The 25,093-nt window shown below is 67.1% G+C and carries 25 protein-coding genes and 1 pseudogene; 12 read left to right on the top strand and 14 right to left on the bottom strand.

What is annotated here, in order from left to right; genetic code table 11:
• Positions 1–15 precede the first annotated feature (15 nt).
• Positions 16–1,440, top strand: a complete 1,425-nt coding sequence (locus OHA70_RS07555; protein ID WP_328329995.1) for a beta-N-acetylhexosaminidase — start codon at positions 16–18, stop codon at positions 1,438–1,440.
• Between the two features lie 106 nt (positions 1,441–1,546).
• A complete protein-coding gene (locus OHA70_RS07550; protein ID WP_328329993.1) occupies positions 1,547–3,028 on the top strand; it encodes a WS/DGAT/MGAT family O-acyltransferase in 1,482 nt (493 codons plus the stop codon).
• On the opposite strand, the gene OHA70_RS07545 is transcribed toward OHA70_RS07550, so the two are convergent.
• The 4 genes from OHA70_RS07545 to OHA70_RS07530 all read right to left on the bottom strand — a co-directional run bounded on the left by OHA70_RS07545 (position 3,014) and on the right by OHA70_RS07530 (position 5,828).
• Positions 3,014–3,628: a VOC family protein gene (locus OHA70_RS07545; RefSeq protein ID WP_328329990.1), complete on the bottom strand. Its 615-nt coding sequence runs from the start codon at positions 3,626–3,628 to the stop codon at positions 3,014–3,016. The genes OHA70_RS07550 and OHA70_RS07545 overlap by 15 nt on opposite strands.
• Positions 3,628–4,332 carry a peptidase E gene (locus OHA70_RS07540; protein WP_328329988.1) on the bottom strand — a complete coding sequence of 235 codons (705 nt, stop codon included), beginning with the start codon at positions 4,330–4,332 and terminating at the stop codon, positions 3,628–3,630. The genes OHA70_RS07545 and OHA70_RS07540 overlap by 1 nt, the downstream gene beginning before the upstream one ends.
• A gap of 10 nt (positions 4,333–4,342) precedes the next feature.
• The gene (locus tag OHA70_RS07535; RefSeq protein WP_328329986.1) at positions 4,343–4,975 is read right to left on the bottom strand and encodes a VOC family protein; all 633 of its coding nucleotides are present in this window, start codon (positions 4,973–4,975) and stop codon (positions 4,343–4,345) included.
• 100 nt (positions 4,976–5,075) lie between these two features.
• The gene (locus OHA70_RS07530) at positions 5,076–5,828 is read right to left on the bottom strand and encodes a hypothetical protein (protein ID WP_328329984.1); all 753 of its coding nucleotides are present in this window, start codon (positions 5,826–5,828) and stop codon (positions 5,076–5,078) included.
• Between the two features lie 136 nt (positions 5,829–5,964).
• Here OHA70_RS07530 and OHA70_RS07525 point away from each other — a divergent pair, with 136 nt between their 5' ends.
• Genes OHA70_RS07525 through OHA70_RS07500 form a run of 6 tightly spaced genes read left to right on the top strand, consistent with a single transcriptional unit; the run spans position 5,965 to position 10,433 of the window.
• Positions 5,965–6,897, top strand: a complete 933-nt coding sequence (locus OHA70_RS07525; protein WP_328329982.1) for a Ppx/GppA phosphatase family protein — start codon at positions 5,965–5,967, stop codon at positions 6,895–6,897.
• Positions 6,898–6,919: 22 nt separating this feature from the next.
• Entirely contained in the window at positions 6,920–7,783 is an 864-nt protein-coding gene (locus OHA70_RS07520) for a sugar phosphate isomerase/epimerase family protein (RefSeq protein ID WP_328329980.1), read from the top strand.
• On the top strand, positions 7,780–8,379 hold the full coding sequence (locus OHA70_RS07515) for a TetR/AcrR family transcriptional regulator (RefSeq protein WP_328329978.1): 600 nt from the start codon (positions 7,780–7,782) through the stop codon (positions 8,377–8,379). The genes OHA70_RS07520 and OHA70_RS07515 overlap by 4 nt, the downstream gene beginning before the upstream one ends.
• Complete coding sequence (locus OHA70_RS07510) at positions 8,376–8,921, top strand: HDIG domain-containing metalloprotein (protein ID WP_328329976.1); 546 nt, start codon at positions 8,376–8,378, stop codon at positions 8,919–8,921. Before OHA70_RS07515 ends, OHA70_RS07510 begins: the two co-directional genes overlap by 4 nt.
• 49 nt (positions 8,922–8,970) lie before the next feature.
• Positions 8,971–9,699 carry an ABC transporter ATP-binding protein gene (locus OHA70_RS07505; RefSeq protein WP_328329974.1) on the top strand — a complete coding sequence of 243 codons (729 nt, stop codon included), beginning with the start codon at positions 8,971–8,973 and terminating at the stop codon, positions 9,697–9,699.
• Entirely contained in the window at positions 9,696–10,433 is a 738-nt protein-coding gene (locus OHA70_RS07500) for an ABC transporter permease (RefSeq protein WP_328329972.1), read from the top strand. Before OHA70_RS07505 ends, OHA70_RS07500 begins: the two co-directional genes overlap by 4 nt.
• Before the next feature lie 27 nt (positions 10,434–10,460).
• On the opposite strand, the gene OHA70_RS07495 is transcribed toward OHA70_RS07500, so the two are convergent.
• Positions 10,461–11,495 (bottom strand): DUF695 domain-containing protein, encoded by a 1,035-nt coding sequence (locus OHA70_RS07495; protein WP_328329970.1) that lies wholly within the window; start codon positions 11,493–11,495, stop codon positions 10,461–10,463.
• A 258-nt stretch (positions 11,496–11,753) separates the two neighbouring features.
• Here OHA70_RS07495 and OHA70_RS07490 point away from each other — a divergent pair, with 258 nt between their 5' ends.
• Positions 11,754–12,683: a proline dehydrogenase family protein gene (locus tag OHA70_RS07490; protein ID WP_328329968.1), complete on the top strand. Its 930-nt coding sequence runs from the start codon at positions 11,754–11,756 to the stop codon at positions 12,681–12,683.
• 854 nt (positions 12,684–13,537) lie between these two features.
• Here the strand turns inward: OHA70_RS07490 and OHA70_RS07485 are convergent.
• From OHA70_RS07485 to OHA70_RS07470, 4 genes and pseudogenes are all read right to left on the bottom strand, one after another.
• A pseudogene (locus OHA70_RS07485) lies at positions 13,538–13,792 on the bottom strand (helix-turn-helix domain-containing protein); the annotation flags it as partial.
• Positions 13,793–13,955: 163 nt separating this feature from the next.
• Complete coding sequence (locus OHA70_RS07480) at positions 13,956–14,714, bottom strand: hypothetical protein (RefSeq protein ID WP_328329966.1); 759 nt, start codon at positions 14,712–14,714, stop codon at positions 13,956–13,958.
• A 145-nt stretch (positions 14,715–14,859) separates the two neighbouring features.
• Complete coding sequence (locus tag OHA70_RS07475; RefSeq protein WP_328329964.1) at positions 14,860–15,252, bottom strand: hypothetical protein; 393 nt, start codon at positions 15,250–15,252, stop codon at positions 14,860–14,862.
• Between the two features lie 6 nt (positions 15,253–15,258).
• Complete coding sequence (locus OHA70_RS07470; protein WP_328329962.1) at positions 15,259–15,531, bottom strand: hypothetical protein; 273 nt, start codon at positions 15,529–15,531, stop codon at positions 15,259–15,261.
• A 422-nt stretch (positions 15,532–15,953) separates the two neighbouring features.
• On the opposite strand from OHA70_RS07470, the gene OHA70_RS07465 reads away from it, so the two are divergent.
• Entirely contained in the window at positions 15,954–16,163 is a 210-nt protein-coding gene (locus OHA70_RS07465) for a ribbon-helix-helix protein, CopG family (RefSeq protein WP_328329960.1), read from the top strand.
• A 1,141-nt stretch (positions 16,164–17,304) separates the two neighbouring features.
• Here OHA70_RS07465 and OHA70_RS07460 read toward each other — a convergent pair.
• From OHA70_RS07460 to OHA70_RS07445, 4 genes are all read right to left on the bottom strand, one after another.
• Positions 17,305–17,454, bottom strand: coding sequence for a hypothetical protein (locus OHA70_RS07460; protein WP_328329958.1), 150 nt, complete (start codon positions 17,452–17,454; stop codon positions 17,305–17,307).
• 93 nt (positions 17,455–17,547) lie between these two features.
• Positions 17,548–17,925, bottom strand: a complete 378-nt coding sequence (locus tag OHA70_RS07455) for a Type 1 glutamine amidotransferase-like domain-containing protein (RefSeq protein ID WP_328335053.1) — start codon at positions 17,923–17,925, stop codon at positions 17,548–17,550.
• Positions 17,868–18,215, bottom strand: a complete 348-nt coding sequence (locus OHA70_RS07450) for a hypothetical protein (protein ID WP_328335327.1) — start codon at positions 18,213–18,215, stop codon at positions 17,868–17,870. Before OHA70_RS07450 ends, OHA70_RS07455 begins: the two co-directional genes overlap by 58 nt.
• Positions 18,212–18,808 (bottom strand): TetR/AcrR family transcriptional regulator, encoded by a 597-nt coding sequence (locus OHA70_RS07445; protein ID WP_328329956.1) that lies wholly within the window; start codon positions 18,806–18,808, stop codon positions 18,212–18,214. The genes OHA70_RS07450 and OHA70_RS07445 overlap by 4 nt, the downstream gene beginning before the upstream one ends.
• 49 nt (positions 18,809–18,857) lie before the next feature.
• On the opposite strand from OHA70_RS07445, the gene OHA70_RS07440 reads away from it, so the two are divergent.
• Positions 18,858–20,294: an MFS transporter gene (locus tag OHA70_RS07440; RefSeq protein ID WP_328329954.1), complete on the top strand. Its 1,437-nt coding sequence runs from the start codon at positions 18,858–18,860 to the stop codon at positions 20,292–20,294.
• A gap of 3 nt (positions 20,295–20,297) precedes the next feature.
• On the opposite strand, the gene OHA70_RS07435 is transcribed toward OHA70_RS07440, so the two are convergent.
• Positions 20,298–22,376: a Xaa-Pro dipeptidyl-peptidase gene (locus OHA70_RS07435; protein ID WP_328329952.1), complete on the bottom strand. Its 2,079-nt coding sequence runs from the start codon at positions 22,374–22,376 to the stop codon at positions 20,298–20,300.
• 179 nt (positions 22,377–22,555) lie between these two features.
• Here OHA70_RS07435 and OHA70_RS07430 point away from each other — a divergent pair, with 179 nt between their 5' ends.
• Positions 22,556–24,952: a tetratricopeptide repeat protein gene (locus tag OHA70_RS07430; protein ID WP_328329950.1), complete on the top strand. Its 2,397-nt coding sequence runs from the start codon at positions 22,556–22,558 to the stop codon at positions 24,950–24,952.
• Positions 24,953–25,093 lie beyond the last annotated feature (141 nt).

Below are 25,093 nucleotides of genomic sequence, written 5' to 3'. Positions count from 1 at the left end.
TCACTTGGAGTCCGGATGTCCGAACAGATCGCGATCGTCCCCGCCCCCCGAGAGCTCGTCGTCGCCGACGGCCAGTGGGTCAGCGCCGACCCGGCCGGCGACGCCGTCCGTACCGTCGTAGAGAACCTCGGCGCTACGGAGTACCGGATCGATGTGACGCCCGATGGCGCCCGGCTGTCGGCTGGCTCCGAGGAGTCGCTGCGGTACGCCGAGCAGACCTACAAGCAGCTGCTCGACGCGGCGACCGAGGTCGACGGCGGGCTCGCCGTGCCGGCCGTGCACATCGCCGACGCGCCGCGGTTCGGCTGGCGCGGCATGATGCTGGACGTCAGCCGGCACTTCATGCCGAAGGAGTTCGTGCTGCGGGTGATCGACGCGATCGAGCTGCACAGGATGAACGTGCTGCACCTGCACCTGACCGACGACCAGGGCTGGCGGGTCCAGATCGACGCGTTCCCGAAGCTCACCGAGGTCGGCGCCTGGCGGCCCGAGACCATGGTCGGCAAGATGTCGCACGGCCAGACGGAGTTCACCTACGACGGGACGCGGCACGGCGGCTTCTACACGAAGGATGACCTGCGCGAGATCGTCGCGTACGCGGGTGAGCGGGGCATCACCGTCGTACCGGAGATCGACCTGCCCGGTCACATGCAGGCGGCCATCGCGGCGTACCCGGAGCTCGGCAACAACCCGGACCAGCAGCTCGGCGTCCGGCAGGTCTGGGGCATCAGCGACGACGTGCTGAACGTCAATGACGCGACGGTCGACTTCGTCCGGACGGTACTGCGGGAGGTGCTCGACATCTTCCCCGGTCCGTACATCCACCTGGGCGGCGACGAGTGCCCCGATGTCCAGTGGCGGACGTCCGAGGCGGCGCAGGCGCGGCAGGCTGAGCTGGGGCTCACGGATGCGGGGCAGCTGCAGGGGTGGTTCACCGAGCAGGTCTCGGCGGTACTGACCGAGGATGGCCGGCGCCTGGTCGGCTGGGACGAGATGGTCGAGACGGACTGCCCGAAGAGCGCCGTGATCATGGCGTGGCGTGGGCCGGACCGTGGTGAGGTGGCGGCGAAGGCCGGCCACGACGTGGTGATGGCGCCGAACCAGTCGGTGTACTTCGACTACTACCAGGGCGACCCGGAGACCGAGCCGCTGGCGATCGGGCACTTCACGCCGCTGGAGAAGGTCTACGACTTCGAGGTGATCCCGCCCGGCCTGACCGCTGAGGAGGAGGCCCGGATCGTCGGGACCCAGTGCCAGGTCTGGACGGAGTACATGGAGGGCCCGGAGCGCGTCGGCTACATGCTGCTGCCGCGACTGTCGGCCTTCGCCGAGCGCGCTTGGGGGTCGCCGAAGACCTCGTACGACGAGTTCCTGGACCGGCTGCGGCCGCACCTGACCCGCATCGAGGCTCTCGGATTGACCTACCGTCCGCTCGACTGAGCCTGGTCCCTGACCTTGCAGATACTGCGGGGGTAACTAAAGTCGCCTCAGGCTGGTTAGCACGAGTAACAGCCTGAGGCGACTTTCGGGTCGGGGCGGAGGACGGATGACCGCAGTGGGACCGCTGGACGCGATGTTCTTGCTCGGTGAGACGCGCGAACAGGCGATGCACGTCGGCGGACTGATGCTCTTCGAGTTGCCCGAGGGCGCCCGGGACCAGGTCTTTCCCGACGGCACCCGGGATTACGTGGCGCGGCTGTACGAGGACATCACCCAGAACCAGACGATCAATCCGCTCTTCACCCGCCGGGTCCGGCACCGCGCGCTCGACCTCGGCTACTGGTCCTGGGACCAGGATCGGGACATCGATCTCGAGTACCACGTGAGGCTCTCCGGGTTGGCCCGGCCCGGCCGGTACCGGGAGCTCTTCGAGCTGACCAGTCGCCTCCACGGCACCCTGCTGGACCGCCACCGCCCGCTCTGGGAGATGCACCTCATCGAGGGGGTCCAGGGGCGTCGCTTCGCCGTGTACAGCAAGATCCACCACTCGCTGATCGACGGGGTCACCGCGCTGAAGTGGATGCAGAACACGCTGACCGCTGATCCGACCCAGACGGAGATGCCGGCCACTTACGCGCTGCCGGATCGTGTGCTCGCGGACCAGCCCAGCAGTTCTTCTGTTGGCGAGCCGGTGGCGTCTGGTCTTGCTGGTGGGCTGCCGACGGCGGCTGAGTTGTTCTCCGCGGTCGGGCGGTTGCCGGGTGAGGCCGGCAAGGCGGTCGGGGGAGTCGGGCGGCTGCTGGCGGATGTCGCCGGGCTGTCGCCGGTCGGGTTCAGGAGTGCGCTGCGAGCTCTGCAGCACGAGCATTCGTCGGTGGCCTTCAAGGCGCCGCAGACGGTCTTCAACCAGCCGATCAGCGCGGCGCGACGGTTCGCGGCGCAGTCGTGGCCGATGGAGCGGTTGGAGAAGGTGCGCGCGATGACCGGCGCGACCCTCAACGACGTGATGCTCGCGATGTGTTCAGGGGCCTTGCGCAACTACTTGATCGACCTCAGAGCCCTTCCGGACAAGGGTTTGACGGCGATGGTGCCGGTGTCACTGCGTGGTGCCGACGGCAACGGTACGGGTGGTGGGAACTCGCTCGCCACGCTGATCGCGGACCTGGCGACGGACGAGATCGACCCCGAGCAACGCATTCGCCGGATCATGGACTCGACCACCTACGGCAAGGGCGTCCTGTCCCAACTCAGCCCGATGCAGAACCTGATGATCGGCGCGCTCGGCCTAGGCTCGGCCGGCCCCGCCGCCGTCATCCCGGGATTGGCCGGCCGCACCCCACCGCCGTACAACCTGGTCATCTCCAACATCCCAGGCCCGTCGGACAGTCCCCTCTACTGGAACCGCTCCCGCCTCCTCGGCACCTACCCGGCGTCGATCGTCCTCAACGGCCAGGCCCTCAACATCAGCGTCACCAGCTACGACCACCAACTCCATTTCGGCCTGGTCGGCTGCCGCCGCACCGTCCCCCACCTCCAACGCCTGCTGGCGCATCTGGAGACATCGCTGGCCGAGCTAGAGCTCCTCTAACCGAACCACTCCACGAGGCGTCCCCAGTACTACGCTCAGCCCCGCCTCCCCAGCAGCCAAAGCCAGCTCCGCCCCCACCGCATCGAGCATCCAAGCGACCTCGCCCGGCTGCGGCGCAAACCCCATGAACGAAACCAGCTCCGCCTGAGGCAGCCCCCGACTACTCGGGTGGACCGTCCGCCCCCAGTCGATCAGGAACGGCACCAACCCCGTCGGCTCAGTGAACGCCGACGTCAGCCGCCACTCCAGCAGGTCCCCTTCCGGCGTACTCCGCGACATCCCCTCCGGCTCACCCGGATCGAACCCAGCGGCCCGAGCCGCCGCAACAGCAGCATCCAGATCCGTCGACCCGATCGCCCAGGTAACCACCCGCGGCTGCGCCAACTCATCGATCCCGAACGGCCGTGGCGACTCAGGATCCGGCTGCCCCAGATCAGGCCCGATGATCTCCAGATAGCGCCCAGGGCCGAGCCCGACCAACTCGTTGCGAGTTCCGCGGCCGACATGCACGCCACCTGGCATTGGAGTCAGCCCGGTCGCTGCCGTGAAGGCGGCAACGGTCGCCGCCAGGTCCGGTGTCGCGTAGACGAGATGATCCATCACAGCAGTCGGGGCACGATCTCGGTCTCCCGGTCGGCTTCGACGTACCAGGCGCGGGCGTCGGGCTTCACCGAGACGGCCTCGTGGAAAGCGCCGTCGAGGTAGTGGAGCCCGACGCCGTCCTCGGTTGCGTAGCCGGGCGGAAGTTCACCCGAGGCGACCAAGCGCCGGTACGTCGTACGCCGGGGCTGGTCGGCGAGGTCGTCGTGGACGCCGTTGCTCCACGGGAGCCAGCCGAGGCCGTTGCTGAAGGCATCCAATGACCCGCTGAACGAATCGGTCGGTCCGCCGATGTGCCAGCAGAGGCTGCCGGCGCTCTGGCCGGCCATCACGACGCCGTTCTGCCAGCACTCGTGGAGGATCTCGGGGAGGCCATGCGCTCGCCAGACCGCCATCAGGTTGACGACGCTGCCGCCGCCGACCCAGAGGACATCCTGGGCCAGCAGGTGTTTGCGGACGTCCGGCACGTTGGGGCGGGTGAAGAGGGTCAGGGTGCTGGCTTCGACGGTCGGGTCGTTGCCGAAGGCACCTTCGAACCACTCGACCACATAGGGGTTGTCGCCTTCTGCGGTCGGGATGAAGCAGAAGCGGGTCGGGCGGTCTTCGACGGCGGCGAGCGATACGGCGTACGAGATCAGATCGCGGGTGCGCGAGCGATCTCCGGTGAGGATCCCAGAGATCGCGAAGATCTGCGATGCGCTCATCGGGGCGTGCTCAGAGCCGGACGATGCCGTCCGGGGTCTGGAAGACGGCAGCGACCAGACCGGGCTGACCGTTGGGGCCGACCCAGGCGACGTCGAGGTCGTCGAGCAGGTGGTCGGCCGGGTGGCCGATCCAGTCGGTGACCCGGGTCGGGTCGCCGGCGATCTCGAGGCCGGTCAGCTTGATGCCCTTGCCGCCGACGGAGGGGTGTTGGGTCAGGTCGTCCCAGTGGATGAAGAACGGCAGTTGCGGGTCGGCCATGAGTCCCTTGACGCCGATCTGGCGCCAGGTGATGTTAGCCCCGTCCGGCCGGTGCCGGTTGCCGGGGACGGCGTCACGCCCGAGGCGCTGCTCCATCCGGGCCATGTCGCGGACGGCGACCACCCAGCCGAGCCAGCCGCCGCCGAGCTCCTTGCGAGCCCGTACCGCCTGCCCGAACGGCGCCTTGTCCGAGGACGGGTGGTCGAGCACGTCGACGACCTCGATGTAGCGGTCGTTCTCCAGCGGCAGGATGTGGTTCACCGTGCCGAAGCGCGGGTGCACGCCACCGTCGACGAACTCCGCGCCGAGCACGGCGGACAGCCGCTCGACCGTTGCCTTGTACCCGTCGGGTCCGGCCGCGTAAGACAGATGATCCAGGCGCATGCCGATCATTCTGTCCGCCGACGACCGACCCCGCAGATCCGGGGTGTCGAAGAAAGGCAACCCTAACTACAAAAGAACAAGCAAAAAGCAGTGGTGGGGGTTAGTTGATCAGAGGCAAGGAAGCCGGGTGCGGAAGCAACGGACGGACTGCTTCCAGGTGCTGCCGGCAGTACTCCGCGAGTACGTCGTAAGCCTTCAGCCCCATCAGCGTCTGGAGCTCGACCTTGCTCGACTCGAAGACCGCCTCGACCGCGATGTGCGCCTCGGTGTTGCCGGTGCAGTACCAGTCCAGGTCATGCCCACCCGGCCCCCAGCCGCGCCGGTCGTACTCGCCGATCCCGACCTCTGTGTACGACGTGCCGTCCGGCCGCTCGACCTCGCGGAAGGTCCGCCGGATCGGCAGCTGCCAGCAGACATCCGGCTTCGTCTCGACGAAGTGCACACCCTGCTTGAGGGCGAGCCCGTGCAGTGCGCAGCCGCCACCAGCGGGGAAGTCCGGCCGGTTCAGGAAGATGCAGGCACCTTCCCAGACGCGGGTCTTGCGGTCGCCCTCGTCGTCGGTCTCGACCCAGCCGTTCTTCTTGCCCTCTTTGCGGAACTGCCAGTCCTCGTTGCCGAGCTGCTTGACGTAGCCCTTGACCCGCTTCTCGTCGTCCTCGTCGGAGAAGTGCGCGCCGAGCGTGCAGCAGCCGTCGTTCGGGCGGCCCTTGTAGATGCCCTTGCAGCCACCGCCGAAGATGCAGGTCCAGTTGGAGGTCAGCCAGGTCAGGTCGCACCGGAACACCTGATCGGCGTCCTCGGGGTCGACGAACTCGACATAGGCTCGGGGAAAGTCAAGAGATACCTCAGGCACCCCGAAAGAGTACGCTTCCCGCCGCGATACCCGGTCATCGAAACCAGTACTGCGTAAGCCGCGCCTGAATCAAATCTCGGGGAAGACAGCACCAGGCCGACCAGATGAACTCCCGGAGTCAAGTAGCGTGGAGGGTATGCGCCTCGGTGTACTCGACGTGGGATCCAATACCGTCCACCTTCTCGTGGTGGACGCACATCGTGGTGCCGCGCCGCTGCCGGCGTACTCGCACAAGACCGAGCTGAGGCTCGCCGAGCACCTCGAGAAGGACGGCCGGATCGCCCAGTCCGGGTCGGACGAGCTGGTCTCGTTCATCTCCGAGGCGGCCGAGCTGGCCGCCGACAAGGGCTGCGAGTCGGTGATGGCGTTCGCCACCTCCGCGCTCCGTGAGGCGCCGAACGGTGAGAAGGTGCTCGACCGGGTCCGGGCCCAGACCGAGGTCGACCTCCAGGTGCTGACCGGCCAGGACGAGGCGCGGCTGACGTTCCTCGCCGTCCGCCGGTGGTTCGGCTGGTCGTCCGGCCGGCTGGCCGTCTTCGACATCGGTGGCGGCTCACTGGAGATCGCGGCCGGGTCCGACGAGGAGCCGACGGTCGCCGTGTCCGTGCCGCTGGGCGCCGGCCGGCTGACCCGGGAGTCGCTGACCCAGGACCCGCCGGACAAGGACGAGGTCAAGGCGTTGCGCCGCCGGATCCGGATCGAGATGGCCGCGGTCGCCGGCGACGTACTCCGGGCAGGCAAGCCCCAGCGTGCCGTTGCGACGAGCAAAACCTTCCGCTCCCTGGCGAGGATCACCGGCGCGGCCCCGTCCGACGACGGGCCCTACGTGCCGCGCTCGCTCAATCGCGACGCCCTGACCGAGTGGCTGCCGAAGCTGATCGCGATGACCGCTCATGAGCGCGGGGAGCTGCCGGGCGTCTCGGCGGGCCGATCGAGCCAGGTGGTCGCGGGCGCGCTGGTCGCCGACGCCGTGATGGACCTTTTCGACCTGACCTCGCTCGAGGTCTGCCCGTGGGCTTTGCGCGAAGGCGTGATCCTGTCCCGCCTCGACCAGTTGCAGCCCCGATGAACTACCACGAAGGCAAGTACTGATGACCCGCGACACCGTGAAGATCGGCCTCTCCAACGCTTCGGTGTACCCGGAGTCGACCGCCAGCTGCTTCGAGCTGGCGGCCCGGCTCGGGTACGACGGGGTCGAGGTGATGGTCGGTATCGACCCGCTGAGCACCCAGATCGATGCGATCCAGCGGCTGGTCGACTACCACCAGCTGCCGGTGCTGGCGATCCACGCGCCCTGTCTGCTGATCACCCAGCGGGTCTGGGGTACCGACCCGTGGGGCAAGCTCGAGCGCAGCGCGGAGGCGGCGAAGGAGCTGGGCGCCGACGTGGTCGTCGTGCATCCGCCGTTCCGGTGGCAGCGCGACTACGCGCGCGGGTTCGTCGAGGGCATCGCACGGCTCGAGGCGGAGTCCGGGATCATCTTCGCGGTCGAGAACATGTACCCCTGGCGCGCGCCTGGCAAGGGCCTGCAGGCGTACGCGCCGAGCTGGGACCCGACCGAGCAGACCTACGCGCACACCACGCTCGACCTGTCGCACGCCTCGACCGCCGAGCAGGACTGCGTCGAGCTGGCCGCGACGATGGGCAGCACGCTGCGGCACATCCACCTGACCGACGGCACGGGCTCGGCGAAGGACGAACACCTGGTACCGGGCCGCGGTACCCAGCGTGCGGGCGACCTGCTGCAGGTGCTCGCCAACCAGGAGTTCGACGGCCACATCATCATCGAGATCAACACCCGGCGCGCCACCAGCCGGTCCGAGCGCGAGGTCGACCTGATCGAGTCGCTCGAGTTCACCCGCAAGCACTTCGTCCGTACCGCCGACGCCGCCGTCGGCCGCCGCTCCGCCTTCGCTGTCTCCAGTTCCGGTGAGGTGTCGGAGCTCGACTCGTGACCCCCGGTACGCCGAAGGCTCGCACCCCTGGCCGTCGGCCCGGCGGACCGGATACTCGGGGAGACATCCTGCGAGCCGCCCGGGAATCCTTTGCTGGTAAGGGGTTTACAGCCACCTCGCTTCGAGCGGTCGCCAGAGAAGCTGGTGTGGATGCGGCGCTGATCCACCACTATTTCGACAGCAAAGACGAGTTGTTCGTCGAGTCGATGGCGCTGCCGATCGACCCGCGTGAGGTGGCGGCGCACGTGCTCGACGGTCCGCGCGACGAGCTCGGCCGGCGGATCATCACCGTCTTCCTCAGCGTCTGGGAGTCGCCCGACGGCCAGCAGCGGATGAAGGCGGTCCTGCGCAGCGTGGTCAGCAGCGACGACGTCGCCCGGATGATGCGGGAGGGCATCACCGAGCTGATCATGCAACCGGTGGCCCAGGCTCTCGGCGTACCGGATGCACCGCTACGGGTGTCCCTCGTCGCCACCCAGCTGATCGGGATGGCGCTGACCCGCTACCTGATCGGCCTCGAGCCGCTCGCCTCCGCCGAGATGTCCGAGCTGATCGACCGGATGGCCCCGGTCCTCCAGTACTACCTCACCGAGTGAAGCTCCCGACCGACCGGGAGATCCGCGACCTGCACGCGCAGTACGCGCCGACCCGGGCGGCCTTCGAGGTCGTCCACAGCCATTGCCAGATCGTCTGCGAGCTCGCCGAGCAGGTGATCAAGACCAACAACCTGCAGGTCGATGGCGATCTGGTCCGCGCCGGCGCTCTCCTGCACGACATCGGCGTCCACCGCCTCGACGGTTCTGCCTACATCCGGCACGGCGTACTCGGGTACGAGCTGTTGCGTTCGCTGGATTTTCCCGAGGTTCTCAGCCGGTTCTGCTCGCATCACACCGGTGTCGGGCTGACTCGTGCGGACATCGCCGAGCAGCAGCTCCCGATCCCGCCCGGCGACTACCTCGCTGAGACGGTCGAGGAGGAGCTGGTGATGTACGCCGACAAGTTCCACAGCAAGTCCAGCCCGCCGGCCTTCGTCACGGCCGCGGCGTACCAGGCCTCCGTACTGCGCTTCGGCGCCGCCAAGGCTGCCCGGTTCGCCGAACTCGTCGATCGCTACGGCGAACCCGAACTCCCCGCCTGACCCACCCCCAGCTATTGCCAGGAGGTTCTCCTCTCGCTAAATTCATCACATGATGAATAATGCGGTGGCGGTGTCCTGCCGGGACGTCGTGGTGGTGCGGGGGGATCGCGAGGTCCTGCACGGGGTCGGGTTCGACCTCAAGGCCGGGTCGGTGACGGGTCTGCTCGGTCCGTCCGGTTGCGGCAAGACCACGCTGATCCGGGCGATCGCCGGCCTGCAGGCCAAGGTCACCGGCACCGTCCAGGTGCTCGGCCTCCCCGCCGGGGCACCGAAGCTCCGCGGCCGGATCGGCTACGTCACCCAGGAGCCGAGCGTGTACGGCGATCTGACCGTCACGGAGAACCTGCGCTTCTTCGCCGCCGTACTGGGCGTAGCGGCCGCTGACATCGACCGGGTCATCGACGCCGTCGACCTCCGCAGCCATGCCGACGCCCGGGTCGATCGCCTGTCCGGCGGTCAGCGGTCCCGTGCCTCGCTTGCGGCCGCCCTGCTCGGCAACCCCGAGCTGCTCGTCCTCGACGAACCGACTGTCGGCCTTGATCCGGTACTACGCCGAGACCTGTGGGAACTCTTCCACCGGCTGGCCGCCGACGGCGCGACCCTTTTGGTGTCCAGTCACGTGATGGACGAGGCGGTCCGCTGCGACCGGTTGCTCCTGATGCGCGACGGAGAGCTGCTCGCCGACGAGACCCCTGCCGCACTCCTCGAAGCGGCCGGGACCGAGGACATCGAGCAAGCGTTCCTCACGCTGATCGACCAGAAGGCGGATGTCCGATGACCCCACGAGTCACCTTCGCCGTCGCGGCCCGCGTAGTCGCGCAGCTGCGCCGGGACCACCGTACGGTCGCGATGCTGATCGTGCTGCCGGCCCTGCTGGTCAGCCTGATGTGGTGGATGTTCCACGACAGCCCGAACACCTTCGACCGGGTCGGCGGGCCGCTGCTCGCGGTGTTCCCGGCGATCATCATGTTCATCGTCACCTCGGTCGCGACGCTGCGCGAACGGTCCAGCGGCACGCTGGCCCGGCTGTTCACGATGCCGATGGGCAAGCTCGACTTCCTGCTCGGCTATGCGCTCGCCTTCGCGCTGATCGCCGTCGTCCAGGCGGTCGTGGTGGTCTCGATCTCCTTGTATGCCTTGGATCTGGACATCCGCGGCGCCGCCTGGCAGCTCGGTGTGGTGGCTGTTCTCGACGGTGTTCTCGGTACTGCGCTGGGCCTGTTCGCCAGTGCCTTCGCGGCGACCGAGTTCCAGGCGGTGCAGATGATGCCGGCCGTGATGATCCCGCAGATCCTGCTCTGTGGCCTATTCATCCCGCGCGACCAGCTCCCCGACGTACTACATGCAGTGAGCTCTGTACTACCCCTCTCCTACGCGGTCGACGCCGTCTCGGAAGTTGCTAGCGGCAACGGTTTCGGCAGCGGTGCGGGGGTGGACGCGTTGATCGTCCTCGCCTTCATCCTCGGCGCCCTCGCACTGGGCGCCGCCACCCTCAAACGACGTACGGCCTAGCTGTTCGCCGGCCGTCGAAGGTTGCCTTCAGCTGAGGTGGCGGACGCCTTCCCAGCCGGCGTCGGGGGAGACGTCGATCGCTACCCGGCCGTCGGGCCAGCCGGTGACGGCCGCTTCGAGTTGGGCGGCGGCTGGCGTCGTACCGTCGACGTAGTAGTGCAGGATCCGGTGGCCGGCGGCGGTCTCGTGGGCGAGGAGGCGGCCGGAGTCGCCGAGCCGGTCGGTCAGGTGATCCTCGAAGTCGCGCAGGTGGCTGAGCGTCTCGTCCAGCGGCAGCCCGTCCTCGCGAGCCGCCTTGTACGGAACCGATACGGCCACGTGCGTGTCGAGATGCGGCAGCTGCACCGAGCGGAGCGGAACCATCGCCGTCGCGACCAGCCTGTGCCCGGCGGCCGTCGTACCCTCCATCAATCGCCAGCTCGGTCCGCCGTCCTCGGCGACATGATCAGCAGCGAACTTCGCGACGGCAGGCAGCAACTCTGCGATCGGTACTGCGTCCGCCGGGCGCTCGACGGCGGTCTCGATCGCGCCGACCCAGGTTTCGACGAGCTCCTCGCCGAGTACCAGGTCGAGCAGGAGGAACGTCACGCGCTTCTGCAGGTCCTCGGGCAGCTCGCTGAAGGTCGGGTGGTGGACGCCGACATGCAGCGCGGCCTCGCGGGTGTCGACCTCGATCGTGACGAGCGCGGCGTCGATCTGGACCGGCGGCATGCCCTCGAACCGGATGGTGACGTCGGGCGCGGGGCGGCGCATGTCGGCGTACTCCCAGGTCTGGTCCGACGGCGGCGCCGCCCGCAGCCAGCGGCGGGCGAAGGCGCGGGTACCGGGGTCGCCGGCGGCGGTCACCACGAGGACGTGGGCGGCGTGCAGGCCGGGGCCGAGCTCCCAGTCGAGGTTGCCGTGGATCCGCGAGACGCGGCGGGACAGCTCCTCGGCGGTCGAGTTCGGATCCTGGTTCGCGACCGCTTTCGCCACCGCGTCGGCGCCGGTCTCGGTCCACCAGGACCAGAACTCGCCGATCGGATCACCGGTCGCGGCCTTGCGCCGCCGAAACAATGGCATGGCCGCATCCTCTCTCGGACCCAGTCCAAGCGAAACCACGCCGCGTCGTCGGCGTGCTCCTGGCCGTGCTTGCGGTGGTTCAGGCCGTAGGCTCGCAGCCAGGACCACTCGGCGTACTGGTGTGGTCCTGGCCACACTCCCGGCCGGATTGAGCGCGACCGTTAGGGAGGGCCTGGTTCAGGCGCGTAGCCTGCTGACACCCCTGATTCATCGCGCGGCATGGGGCCGGGTGGGACGGGAAACGAGGAGGAACGCGAAGTGCTTCGGCGAGTCCTGCTGGGCGTGTCCCGCAGCCCCCAGATCAAGAAGGCCGTCTCGGCGATGCCCGTCTCCAGCGGCATCGTGGCACGGTTCGTAGCCGGCGAGACCGCTCCGGAGGCCGTCCTGGCCACCGAGAAGCTGGTCAGCAACGGCCTGAACGTCACCCTCGACCACCTCGGCGAGGACGTCACCGACATCGCCGCCGCCACCGCGACGGCCGACGCCTACCTCACCCTGCTCAAGCAGCTGTCCGCCGCCGGCCTGACCGCCAACGCGGAGGTCTCGGTCAAGCTGTCCGCCGTCGGCCAGGCGCTGCCAGGCGATGGCGAGAAGATCGCGCTGGAGAACGCCCGGTCCATCTGCCACGCGGCCCGCAACGCCGGTACGACGGTGACGCTGGACATGGAAGACCACACCACCACCGACTCCACCCTCGGCATCCTGCGCGAACTGCGTCAGGACTTCCCCGAGACGGGCGCGGTGCTGCAGGCCTACCTGCGCCGGACCGAGTCCGACTGCGTCGACCTGGCTACGGCCGGCTCCCGCGTCCGGCTCTGCAAGGGTGCGTACAAGGAGCCTGAGTCGGTCGCCTTCCAGGACAAGCGCTCCGTCGACAAGGCGTACGTCCGGGCGATGAAGGTGCTGATGAACGGCGCCGGCTACCCGATGATCGCCTCCCACGACCCGCGCCTGATCGCCATCGCCGGCTCACTTGCGGATCGCGCGGGTCGCGAGCGCGGCTCGTACGAGTACCAGATGCTCTTCGGCATCCGCCCGGAAGAGCAGCTCCGCCTGGCCCGCGACGGTCAAACCGTCCGCGTCTACATCCCCTACGGCGAAGACTGGTACGGCTACCTGGTACGCCGCTTGGCCGAACGCCCCGCCAACCTCCAATTCTTCGCCCGCTCCCTCATCAGCAAGAAGTAACCCACGCGGGAGATCCCCACGCGCCCGCCGCTTCCACTCCTCCGTCGCTCCAGCTCTGGACGCTCCCACCCGCCCGTGGTGTGCGCTCCTACGTCGCGCGGTGCGACCACTGAGCTGGCTGGCCGGATTACGTAGCTGCGGCGGGTGGAGTTGCCCCACGCGCCCGCCGCGCTCGCTCCTGCGTCGCTCGGGCTCTGGGCGCTCCCGCCCGCCCGTGTCTGCGCTCCTGCGTCGCGCGATGCGACCACTGAGCTGGCCGAGCGGCAAACGTGCGCGTGGCGTGTACCCCTAAGGCCTTCGGCTTTAGGGAAGCGTCCTGCATTGGGATCCCTGGTAGTGGTCAGGCGGATCCGCCTGACGGTGTATCGATCAACAGGTAGTAGCCAGGTGTTCAGACTTGGGTTATCGAGGCGAAGAGGCTGAATTCAGCACTAGACCGCTTGGAGAAAAGAACGGGTTCCCAGATGCTCGTCCCATCGGTCGAGTAGGGGACCTAGCGAACCTCTGCTCGGCGCTACAAGCGGGCTGCGGGATCGGAGCTACTTCGCCTCTACGAAGATCCAACCGCCGTTCACGTATACGAGATCGAGGTCCGGTACGGACAGACCGGGCGCCGGTACAACGTCTTCCCGGAACTCGCGGTCCTCAGAAGCCTGCATAACTATCTCGTTATCCAGCGAATCGACTGGTGCCCCCAACAAGATCCCCCCGGCTACAAGAACGTTGACCTTGACGTCTCTGGCTTCGGCCTCTCCACGTGCGCCCTCCTCAACTCCATGCGCCGGAGGTGGTTTTGGCCTCCGGCTCGCTCGCGTTTCGCCACGAGCAGCGGCGATTAGCTGCACACGTTCCTCGCTTCCTAGTAGCAGCGCGTCAGCGAGCTTGAACAAGGTGCCTGTTCGGGGTGCGCGCCGTCGGCCTCGTTCCAATGCGACGACTGCATCGACACTGAAACCGGCACGCCTAGCGAGTTCCTCTTGCGAGAAGCCAGCACTGAGCCGGAACCCGCGTAGCAGTCCAGCGAACCCGGTTACTGCCGGGTCGCCTGAGTCGCGCCTCCGAGGAACAGTGTCCTCCGGCACCGGGGCCTCTGCAGATTCCGGAGCCATGCTGTCTCCAGTACCTGGCGGTGAGAGTCGCCGTGGGTGATCGGACATCACCGAGCGGACCCTACGCAACAACCGAGGTGAGGCCCCATACTGCTCGATCAAGTCGATGAAGGCTGGAGAGACTTGACCCGCTCGTGCGGCAGGTTGCCTCTCGGCTCCCTTGTCAGCGTCGTTCATATGCACTCCACCATCCCGGAGGTGGCGGTCCTAGGCGATCCAGAACGGTCGCTAGGTCGTCGAGGACGCGGCGGGTTTCATCGCTCTTAAGCTCGGCCAGATTAAGGATTCCGCTCACCAATATGCAGCCGTCTGGCTTTCCGTTCGCGCTGGCGAAGGTTGGACTGGCCACCATTCCGTCGGCTCGCAGGGAGCTTCTCACCTCACCCCAGCTGAGCCCAAAGCGAGCATCTTCCGATCGCTGTTCCCAAGCTTTTCGGCCTTGGAGAGTGGCAACCCTGACAAACTCGTTCCACTCCTCCGCCAGAATCTCCTGTTCTCTGAAGGCCACACCCACAAGCCCTGCCCCCTTGCGAATTTCGCGACGGGCCTCCTCTAGATCAGCACCAGCCATGACTGCGGTGACTGGTACGAGACGACGGCGATAGGCAGGTCCCCTCAGTCGGTAGTACCGCACAGCTACGCCGTCCCATGGAACTCCTGTTGCGGTCACGATGCCGCTGATTGCTGCACTCAGCACAGCTCGCAAATCCTGTTCATACCCCTGTATCTGCCGAACTCGGATGAAGTAGTTGAATTCGTGGACCGTGTCGAGGCCGATGAGCAGGGCAAGAATCACGACGCTAGCCCACTGAACCTCGGTGTATTTAGCCCAGAAGTCCTTAGGCAGGTTCAGTTGCGCGAGAGTTACAACGGCACCTGACAGCGCCAGGAGACCAGCACGCAGCCCTCGGAGAACGATCACCCAGCGATTGTGACCATCCGGTGCTCCTGGGGGAAGTGCCAGGAGCACCTCAGGGATGCCAGTTCTGGAATTGACGGATGCAGACGCTGACCGATCTGCTGGCTGACGCGGGACCCCTCGTATGGCGCCCGTCTCTAGTCCGTGATCAGTTCTTGGGCTGGCTACGATCGGCGGAGAAGTAGAAGCCCAGAATGGTGCCGGTCAGCGTGACGATAGGCGACATCACCAAGAGGTAGGCCTGTAGGTCCTCGAGTTTCTTGCTTCCCAGGAGCCAGCCACCAGCGGCTACGAGCGCCAGTGCGACGAGTAGGAGAGTCAATGCCCACGCGAGGCCCGTCCGAACGTTGCGGTCTGGGTCCTTGGGTGAACGTTCTCGCAGGATTTCCGGGAGCCCGTTCGGTACGGGCACGCTCTCGACGATCTCGTTTCCGCGCGGTTTTGGGTTGTGGCCCTCGATCAACTCGTTGGTGGAGTCCGCGGGCGCTTGGCCCATGCCGGCGGGCTCTGACTTCCCCTCGTCGTGCGGTTCGTCTGCCATCTGCCCTTAATCCCTCACGGTCCAGATTTGGTCTTCATAGTGCAGGCCGAGATGAGGGACCGATAGTCCTCTCAGCGGCACGATGTCGATGGAGTCCTGAACGACGTCGATCTGCTCTCCCGTAGTGGTCTCTAGCGACTCGTCGACCGGATCTCCAAGCCAGAGATCCTGCGCGGGGATCACTCGAACGTCGGTTACCTCCACTTTTTTCGCCTTGCGAAGCAGGCGGATGAACAAGACCCACCGCCATTCACGGCGGGCCTCGACAGGTTGGTCCACGAAGGGCCTCCTGAGCTGCAGGGGCACAACGTCCTCGGGGGACGCGCACAGCTGATGGGCCACCCTCGGGATGGGGGTGCCCGGCAAAGTACCAACTACAAATGACAGGAGTGTAACCACTACGTCTGCGTTGCAGCAACATCACATGCGGGTATGATGAGGACATCATCTGCATGAAGCGCGCACGCCATGTTGCTGTGATGTTGACTATTTGCATAGAAATTTGCTAGCCTCGCTGCCATGGGGAAGCCGTATGACGGTCGACTGGGGACCGTCTATGCGTACTTCTTCTGCGAGACCGCTCGCCATAGGGGACCCGTCCTCCCCGCCTACCCACTTGCACCCGCCGCGCCGGCTGGGCTCAGTGTCAGCTGAGTCGGGGGAAGACCCAGCAGCGCGACAATCCGTAGGAGCCGTCGCTTATGACCACCAGGCTGAACGTCAACATCAACGACGAGACAGCAGAGGCCTTGCGGCAACTGGCCGATCGTCGCCAGACGACAGTGACTGAGATCGTCCGGCGTGCTGTATCTGTCTACAAGTTCATTGAGGATGAAGTTGTAGACGGCAATAAAACCTTGAAACTCGTCACCCAAGAAGGCCAAGAAACCAGCGTTTCGCTGGTCGGCTGAAAGATCTCTCGCGTACCCGCTTTTGGGAACCTAGTGACCCCAAGATTCATCTTGGGGTCACTATTTTTTCCTTTATGCGCTCAACTGGGCGTATAAATGACTTAGGTGCTTCGACCACCTGGTCGAAGCACCTAAGCCATGACGAATCCGTGGTGCGCCTACAGGACGAACACCCAGCTGCCATCACCTCGAAGATACAAGCCGAGGTGAGGGACTTCATGTCCCTCTTGCGGCTCGCAGTGCTCCTCGATTTCTGCAGTCGGCTCGCCCTGTGCTCCCTCCCTGGTCCCCAATAACGGGATGACTGTTAGGGGTGAAGGAGTGAGCTCGTCTACGCCGGTCACCAGCCGCTACCTCGGCCGTGAAACTTGGAGTCGACGGGGGTAAGTACCGGATTTGCCGGCGGCGCGTTTGCCCGCATCTCGGGCCCTCCTAACACTCGGCACTGCCAACGAATCATCTGCAACCCATCGGTGAATACCAGGTCGTAGACCCCGATGGCTGCAGGTGGGAGGTCGAGCTGCATGCCACCAGGGCGCGCCGCGTATGAACTCCGTCAGCTTCTGACTCTTGCTCGGTTCGGAACGCCCCGCCCGGAGTCATCTACATGCATTCATGATTCTCTCACGCTTGCTCCCTAGATCTCGCCCTCGGGGGCAAGTGCATCGTTGTCAATGAATACTTTCCGCAACCTTTTCAAGAACAAACGTTTAAACGCGTCAACGGGGATCGCTTAACAGGGGTGTCGGCACCAAAGAATAGCTACATTCAGTCGCATCGCTGCCTATTTGGATCACTATGAGTAGTTCGCCAACTCCATATTGCGATTTCTCTTCTTCGCTTTCTGCAACCAGCTGAAGGTGCTTGCGGAGGCGTGTTTACCAGCCAAGGCGCCGGTTGGCCGCCCTCGTAGTTGGCGTGCCTGCGTCGCGCGGTTCGACCACTGAGTTGGCCGGCCGGGTTGCGAGGTGGGCGGCATGCGCCTGCGTGGAGGCCGGCCGCCGCACAGGCGCCGGGTTGGTCCTGCGTCGGGGGTGCGGCGTGTGAGGTGTCCGAGCCCGCGTGGAGGTGAGGGGGCAATCTCCGCGCGGGGCTGGGCTCGGAGACCGCCCGGAAATGGTCGGCCGGCCTCGTGGCCTGGCTAGCTGCCCTGCGACCAGCTGCCGCCGCTTGGCCAGTCGCTGGCTTGTGGGGTGTGGGCCGGGGTTATGGAGCTCACGGACAGGGCGAGTGGGGTGAGGATTGCCGCGGCGGCGAGGAGTTGGGTGATTGTCTTGCGGAGTGCGGTCATGAGGTCTCCTGGGGTGAAGGGGCTACTGGCAGGAGATCTGGTGTTGACCGGTTCGGACAATGGTTTTGCAGGTAGCTGCAAGACAGTCGGGGGCTAGGCGGGGAAGGCTTTCCAGTGGCCTTCGGAGATGATTTCTACGGTGCTGTTGGTGACCTTGATGGCGGTTTGGTCGTCTATGGCGTAGGCGGGCGCGGCTAGGTCGGCGGCCCAGCGTTCTGCGTCGGCCATGGTGTTGCTGGGCATTTGTTCGTGGTCGAGGTGGGGGTAGATCGAGAAGTCGACGAGGCCGAGGGCGCGGTCGTCGGGGGCGGAGGGCCAGTGGACGAAGTCGGGGCCGGTTCGTGGGGTCAGCGCCATGCTGCCGGCGCTCAGGCCTACCCAGACTGTGTCGGGTAGTGACGGCAGCAGATCGGCTAGGCCGGACTCTCGCATCCAGTGGTACGGGTATGTCGTTTCGCCGCCGTCTGCCAGGAGGACCTCGGCCTCTTGGCAGACGGCGCCCAGCGGTCCTTGCCGATGCTGGGTAGGGCGGTGAGTTCTAGGACGCCTAGGGACGCCCAGCCGAGGCTGGTCAGCAGGTGGAACGGTGGCTCGCTGGCGATGGAGCTTCGCACTGAGGCGGGGCCCAACATCGGGTGGCCCCACTGGGCCGTGGGGATGTAGAGGGCATGGGATTCGGGGATCGGTTTGCCTAGCAGGTCCTCCAGGGCGTCGCGGATGCTGTCGTTCGTGACGCCTCCGGAGGTGAGGAGAAGCTTCACGATGCGACTCCCTGTCGGAGGGCTGTGAAGAGGTGGTCCAGGCGAGTGCGGTGGTCGGCTTCCACGGTGGCTCCGGGGGACTCGGCCAGGCGCTGACGGGCTGTTTCTAGCAGGACCGTGGTGTAGCCGGCCATGAAGAATGCGGCCAGCAGCGCCGGGTCGCCTTTGAAGGTCTGGGCCAGTTCTTCGGTGAGGGTTTGCTGGAGGTCAGCGGCCAGTTCTCGGGCGCGGGCGATCAGGGCGGGGGAGCCGGCCACCGTGCGGAAGAACGAGAGGGAGCGCTTGTTGAGGCCGGACAAGGGGTGGTGGTCGTCGGCCAGTTGGGAGGTCAGGGCTTGCAGGGAGTCCAGTACGTCGACGCCGGGCGCGCGGACCGCCGAGCGCAGGAACTCGTGGGCGTCGTCCACCCGGTCCAGGAAGAGGTCTTCCTTGCGGGGGAAGTGGTTGAAGACCGTGACGCTCGAGACGCCTGACTCGCGCGCGATCTCAGCGATCGTCACCTGGTCGTACCCGCGCTCGAGGAAAAGGCCGGCCGCGACCGACAGGATTCGCGCCCGTGTCTGGGGGCCGCCGCGCGCACTGGTCCGAGGCATGCATCCTCACTTTCTTGTGTAACTAAACTTAGTGACATAACCTAGTGGCATGTCATCTCAAGAGTCCACCATTGTCGTCCGCGAGCCTCGATCGCTACGAGAGGCCTGGGTGGCCCTGGCCGGGCTCGCCGCGGTGTTTCTCTTCGAGATGCTCGACAACTCGATCCTGAATGTCGCGCTGCCCACCATCGGCCGCGAGTTGCGCGCCTCGACGACGGCGCTGCAATGGGCGACCGGCGCCTACGCGGTGGTGTTCGGCGGCCTGATGCTCGCGGCCGGCGCGATCGCCGACCGGCTCGGCCGGCGCCGGATCATGCTGATCGGCCTGGTCCTGCTCGGCCTCGCGAGTCTGGCGACCGCCTTCGTCAGTACTGCGGAGCAGCTGATCGCCGTCCGAGTGGCGATGGGAATCGCGGCCGCGATGACGACGCCCGGATCGATGGCGCTGGCCTTCCGGCTGTTCGGCGACGACGGGCTCCGGCTCCGCGCGCTGAACCTGATCTCGACCGTGGGCATGATCGGGCTCGCGATCGGGCCGACCACCGGCGGCTTCGTCCTCGCGATCGCGCCCTGGCAGGTACTGCTGCTGGTGAACGTACCGATCGCAGCGCTCGCGATCATCGGCGTACGGACCGGTATCGCCGCCGACAAACCGGCTGACCTGCATCGCGACCCGCTCGACGTCACGGGCGCGCTGCTCGGTACGGCGGCGATCGTGCTCGCCCTCATCGCGCCGACCCTGTTCGTCAACGAGGGCGCCAACTCGTGGCTCCCCTGGGCCGTCGCGGCGGCCGCTGCCATGAGCGCCATCGCGTACTACCTCCGCGAGCGATCGGCGCGCTATCCGCTGCTCGACCCGAAGCTCGTCGCCCACCCGCTCGTCTCCAGCGGCCTGGCGTTCAAGGCCGCCTCCGCGCTCGCGGTCTCCGGCCTCAGCTACCTGGTGACACTGCAACTGCAGCTCGACTGGGGATGGTCGCCCGCTCTCGCAGCGATCGGTATGTTGCCGCAGGTCATCGTGTTGCTGGCCGGCAGCGCGTTCGTCAACCCGTTCGTGAAGCTGGTCGGTCTCGACTGGGCGGCCCGGCTCAGCGCCGGAGCAGTCGTCGCCGGACTCGTCGTCTATGCACTGCTGGGCAGGAACGGCTACCCGTGGATCGCACTGGCCCTCGTGCTCGTAGCCGCCGGTATGCGAGTGGTCGGACTGGTCGCCGGTACCAACGTGCTCCGCGGCCTGCCGGAGAACCGGACCACGATCGGCGCGGCCTTGGTCGACACCGCCGGTGAGGTCACCTCTGGTGCCGGTATCGCGATCACCGGCACCATCCTCGCCGCACTATTCACCGGCAGCATCGCCACTTCGCACTGGAGCGCCCAGCAGACCAGCCAGTTCCGCGGGGCGGTGATGGTTGCGGGGCTTGCCATCACCGCCGTCGCGGCCGCACTTGTTGCCTGGGGCATCCTCCGTTCCCGGAGAACCGCCTGAGTACTAGGAGGTCGCAGCGACGAACGCCGCGCGGCCACCTACGACCGGGAGGTTGAACGAACTGCCGTGCAGGTTCAGCGTGACCTGCGTGCCCGCCGGTGGCCGGATGGTGAACTCCTGGTCGCTGGACAGCACCATCAGGGCGAGGCGGTTGCCGGCCGGTACGACGCTGTCCTTCGGCTGCAGGTCGACGTCGACCCGGTCGGTGGCGCCGATCCGGATCGGCGTCTCGAACCAGTCGGACTCGGTGTTGGAGGGATCGCGCCAGCCGCGAGTGAGGATCGTGGCCGTGCCGTTCGGGGCATAGCTGACCAACGCCACCGACAGGTTTGCCTTGGCAGCGCTGAAGGCGACCTTGAGTGAGACGGTCGGGGTACCGCTGATCCGGACGGGCTTGGTCAGCGGGCCGGTCTGGTAGATCAGGCGTTCGGCGGACGAGGCCGCGTTGGCTGACGCGGTCGCACTGATCGCGACGTTGTCGACCAGGGTCTCCCGGACGCTTCCGTCCTTGCCGACGGTGAGACCGCCGCGAGCGTTGCCGCCCGGGGTGAAGCGGAGGTCGACGCCCGAGGTGGCGGGGTCGGGCCATTCGGCGTACGGGGTGGGGTTGGCGGTGTTGCAGACCAGGTTGACGATGGTGCCTCCGGCAACCTTCTGGCCGGTGCCGGTCGCGACGGCCGAGGACAGCACCAAGTGGGTCGCGTCAGGGATGTTGGAGATCAGTCGCGTCGTGTTCGTGATCGTCCCGTTGGCGTTGGTCTGCGGGACCGTCAGGGTGAACCCGATCCGGAACGCGCTGGTGTCCGCGACCGTCAACGTGGCGGTGTTCGCCTGGTCGCCGGTCACCGTGCTCTGCCGGGCCGGGCAGGATGCCGGCTCACGGACGACCCAGGAGCGCGGCAGTTGCTCGACACCGTTCTCCACGCCGAACAGGTACCGCGTGAACCAGTAGTTGATCAGCACGTCCGGCGGCGCTCCGCCGTGCCCGCCCTGGTGGAAGTAGAACATGTGCGGCACGCCCTGCTTCTTCAAGGCGTCGTAGAACTGGGCCGCGTTCTTCGTCATCACGTTGAAGTCGTTGTTGCCGTGCGCAACCAACGCGGCGGCGTGCACGTTGTGCACGTCCTTCATGTAGTTGCGTTCCTGCCAGAAGGCGCTGCGATCGCCGGTGGCCCGGTCCTGCTTCGCCTTCAGCTCGTCGAGCACCGGCTGGCAGATCGTCCGCTGCGTGTGCTCGTCCAGCCGCGAGTACACCGCGTCGGCGAGGACGTCGAGGTCCTCGCCCTGGTACGTGCCCGGCGCCCGGACCATGCCGTTGGCGCGGTAGTAGTCGTACCAGTCGGAGATCGCCGAGATCGGAACGATCGCCTCCAGACCCTGTACGCCGGTAGTCGCGACCGCCTCAGGAATCGTCCCGTTGTAGGACGTCCCCATCATCCCGACCTTGCCGGTCGTCCAGGATGCGACCGCCGGGGTGTCACCGTCTTGAGTCGTGTACGCCGGGGCGCGACCGTTGAGCCAGTCGATCACCGCCTTGCCGGCCAGCGTCTCGTTGCTACCGCCCGAGGTCGGGCAACCGTCCGAGTGGCCGGTGCCGGGCGACTCCGCGTGGACGACCGCGAATCCCCGGGGCACCCAACGGGACTCGTAGATGGTGCTGATCACCGGGCTGGTCTCGCGGCCCTCCTGGAAGGGCGTGGTCACCCGCGATGCCGGCGGCTGGCCGAGGGGGTGGTCGACTCCCCAGTTCGCAGCGTCGTTGAGGCCGGCGTAGTACGGGCTGTCCTCGAAGATGACCGGCACCTTCAGGCCGTCGGTCAGCACCTCGCCGGGGGCGGTGAAGTCCGCGTGGATCCGGTCGGCGCGACCGTCCCCGTCGGAGTCGAAGGGCGCCTGCACCCAGACCTCGCCGCTGTACCAGTCGGCCGGGTTGGTCGAGAAGACATCTTGTGCCAAGCCGTTCACGAAGGTTGGTTTCACGCCCTGCGCCTGCGCGGCCACCGGCGCGGTGGCAACCAGTGCCCCCACCACCAGGGCGGCCGCCGCCGCGGCGCCGGTCACTCCACGAACACGTCGTCTCATTCGGTCCACCTCACGGGTTGTCGTCGCCCCCGAACCTGTTGGCTGCATCATCCGGTGCCGCCCAGCGCCCGGCAATTAATTAACGGCCGCGGCCCGATCGCAAGGGAATTCCTTCGAACCAGGTGAATTGGTCCCCAATGAGCTCTAGGGTTGAGCCTTCGCATCTGGGGAGGCGATTGGTGGAGGGTCGGGCGCCGGAGCCGGGTGGTGTGCGTACGGTTGATGAGCTCGGGGCCCGGTTGCGGGCCTTGCAGGTCTGGTCGGGGTTGTCCTATCGGGAGATCCATCGGCGGGTGGTGCGGTCCCGGCAGGAGCGGGGGATCGCCGAGCTGCCTGCGTTCAACACGACGTACCGGTGTCTGTCGCCGGGGCGGACCAGGCTCGACGTCGAGCTGGTGGTCGACATCGCCCGCGTCGTCCTGGGCGACGAGTCGCGCGCGGCAGAGTGGCGGCAGGCGCATCAGGTGGTGTCCGGGCTGGCCGCGGACGCCTCGGTGGTGCAGGTCGGCGGCCGAGTGGAGTCCGATGGGGATGCCTTCGTCGGGCGGGCATCCACCGTACTGGCGGCGGCCACTGCGTTGGAGACGCATCGGCTCGTCTGCATCGACGGGATGCCTGGAGTCGGCAAGACCACGCTGGCCAGCCGGGTCGTCAACAGGCTGGCTGACGTCGAGCTTGAGTTCTCCGTGAACCTCCGCGGGTACGACCCGGTACGGCCACCCGCCGATCCGGCGGCCGTGCTCGACGGCTTCCTGCGACGGCTCGGCGTCTCCGGGAGCCGGATCCACGGGCTGGACCTGTCGGCGCGCTCGCAGCTGTTCGACCAGATCATCGAGGGCCGCCGGACCGTCGTACTGCTCGACAACGCGGCCTCCGACGACCAGGTGCAGCCGCTCACCGCGAAGAATGCGTTCACCCTGATCACGAGTCGCCGCCGGATGACCAACGCTCACCGGATCGGTCTGGAGGTGTTCGACCCGGCCGAGTCGGCGGTACTGCTCCGGCGAGCGGCCGGGGACAAGGTCGATCGCGAGCCGGTCGCGGCCACCCGGATCACCGAGTTGGTCGGCCACCTCCCGCTCGCTCTCGCGGTCCTGGCCGGACGCATCAGCGCGCAGCCCGACTGGACCCTCGCCGACCACCTCGAACGCCTCCAGGAACACACTGCGCGGCTCCGGCTCGACGACGGCGTCGCAGCCTCGCTTTCCCTGTCCTACCAGGCATTACAGCCCCCGGTACGCCGAATGCTCCGCCTGCTAGCCCTCCATCCGGGCCGCGATTTCGACGCGTACGCCGCTGCCGCCCTCGCGGATCTGACCATCGAGCCGGCCCGCGAGCAGCTGGCCAAGCTGGTCCAGATGAATCTCCTGGAGGAGCGATCCGGCCGCTACGAGCTGCACGATCTGATCCGCCTGCTCGCCTCCGACCAGGGCCGGGACGACGACCCCGCGTCGGTACGCCGGGCCGCCCTCGACGGCCTCTTCGACTACTACCGCAAGACGGTCGCGGCCGCCGCCGTGGCCTATGCGCCACAGGACCGCGAGCGGATCGAGCTGACCGAGAAGCAATGGATCGTCGAGCATCCCGGGCGGTTCGCGCTGGAGTTCGCCGACCGGGACGCGGGGCGGGACTGGCTCGAGGCCGAGCGGTCCAACCTGATCGCCACCGCGTTGTATGCGGCCGACCACGGGCGCCCGGAGTACGCGACCGGGGTGTCGGCGACCTTGATGTACTACCTCGGCACCGCAAGCCTGTTCAGTGGCGCGGAGGTACTGCACCTGACGGCGATCCGCTGCGCGAAGACCGACAAGGTGCGCGGCCGGTCGTACAACAGTCTCGGCGGCCTGTACTGGCGACTCGGCCGGTACGCCGACGGCCGCGCGGCCTATCAACAGGCGCTGGACTATGCCCGGCTGGCGGGCAACCGGCTCGGCGAGGCGAGCGGGTTGTCGAATGTTGCCCTCGGCCACTATCGGCTCGGCGCCTACGCGCAGGCGATCGACGGTCAGCGGGAGGCGTACGGGCTGTTCGAGGCAGAGGGCAACCTGACCGGGATGACCACGACGCTGGCCGGCCAAGGCTGGCCGCAGCTACGGCTCGACCGACCCGGGATCGCCCTGGAGCTGTTCGAGCAGGGGCTCATGATCAGCCGGAAGCTGGGCACGGACACCTTCGAGGAGGCGTTCGCCCTCAACAACGTGGCCGTCGCTTGCGAGGCGCTGGGCCGCGTTGACCAGGCGTGGCAGGGGTTCGAAGAGGCGCTGGAGCTGTCTCGCCGGATCGCGTTCGTGAACTGTGAGAGCGACTGCCTGAACTGCCTCGGCCGGCTGCACCGGGCAGCCGGCCGGATCGACGATGCGATCGAGCTCCACGAGCAGGCGCTCGATCTGGCCGACCGGCTCGGCAGCAGGCCGTTCACCATCGAAGTGCGCAACGACTACGGCCATGCCCTGACAGCAGCCGGCCGAGTCGCTGAGGCGGCTGAACAGCACCGCATTGCGCTGGAGGACGCCGAACGCATCGAGGACCGCTACGAACTACAGCGCGCCGAGGCAGCCCTCGCCCGGATCACCTAGCAGGGGGACCCGTACTCCGTGCCGATCCAGGCGCTCCAGATGGTGGGATTGCGCGTCACGCCGTCCTTCAACTCGTACAGCATGAAGCGGACGCACTTGCCTTCGATGTGGTGCCCGATGCCGGCGGGGCGCCGGTCGTGG

The sequence above is a fragment of the Kribbella sp. NBC_00382 genome (genome assembly GCF_036067295.1).
Lineage (GTDB): Bacteria > Actinomycetota > Actinomycetes > Propionibacteriales > Kribbellaceae > Kribbella.
Note: the sequence above shows the minus strand (reverse complement) of the source record. Positions and strands in the feature narration are given on the sequence as shown.

Bases quoted from the DNA above. Each gene is read 5' to 3' on its own strand.
- OHA70_RS07435 (WP_328329952.1), bottom strand. From the start codon at position 22,376: ATGAGACGACGTGTTCGTGGAGTGACCGGCGCCGCGGCGGCGGCCGCC.
- OHA70_RS07555 (WP_328329995.1), top strand. From the start codon at position 16: ATGTCCGAACAGATCGCGATCGTCCCCGCCCCCCGAGAGCTCGTCGTC.
- OHA70_RS07460 (WP_328329958.1), bottom strand. From the start codon at position 17,454: ATGACCGCACTCCGCAAGACAATCACCCAACTCCTCGCCGCCGCGGCA.
- OHA70_RS07475 (WP_328329964.1), bottom strand. From the start codon at position 15,252: ATGGCAGACGAACCGCACGACGAGGGGAAGTCAGAGCCCGCCGGCATG.
- OHA70_RS07545 (WP_328329990.1), bottom strand. From the start codon at position 3,628: ATGGATCATCTCGTCTACGCGACACCGGACCTGGCGGCGACCGTTGCC.
- OHA70_RS07535 (WP_328329986.1), bottom strand. From the start codon at position 4,975: ATGCGCCTGGATCATCTGTCTTACGCGGCCGGACCCGACGGGTACAAG.
- OHA70_RS07500 (WP_328329972.1), top strand. From the start codon at position 9,696: ATGACCCCACGAGTCACCTTCGCCGTCGCGGCCCGCGTAGTCGCGCAG.
- OHA70_RS07540 (WP_328329988.1), bottom strand. From the start codon at position 4,332: ATGAGCGCATCGCAGATCTTCGCGATCTCTGGGATCCTCACCGGAGAT.
- OHA70_RS07440 (WP_328329954.1), top strand. From the start codon at position 18,858: ATGTCATCTCAAGAGTCCACCATTGTCGTCCGCGAGCCTCGATCGCTA.
- OHA70_RS07550 (WP_328329993.1), top strand. From the start codon at position 1,547: ATGACCGCAGTGGGACCGCTGGACGCGATGTTCTTGCTCGGTGAGACG.
- OHA70_RS07525 (WP_328329982.1), top strand. From the start codon at position 5,965: ATGCGCCTCGGTGTACTCGACGTGGGATCCAATACCGTCCACCTTCTC.
- OHA70_RS07465 (WP_328329960.1), top strand. From the start codon at position 15,954: ATGACCACCAGGCTGAACGTCAACATCAACGACGAGACAGCAGAGGCC.
- OHA70_RS07520 (WP_328329980.1), top strand. From the start codon at position 6,920: ATGACCCGCGACACCGTGAAGATCGGCCTCTCCAACGCTTCGGTGTAC.
- OHA70_RS07495 (WP_328329970.1), bottom strand. From the start codon at position 11,495: ATGCCATTGTTTCGGCGGCGCAAGGCCGCGACCGGTGATCCGATCGGC.
- OHA70_RS07445 (WP_328329956.1), bottom strand. From the start codon at position 18,808: ATGCCTCGGACCAGTGCGCGCGGCGGCCCCCAGACACGGGCGCGAATC.
- OHA70_RS07505 (WP_328329974.1), top strand. From the start codon at position 8,971: ATGATGAATAATGCGGTGGCGGTGTCCTGCCGGGACGTCGTGGTGGTG.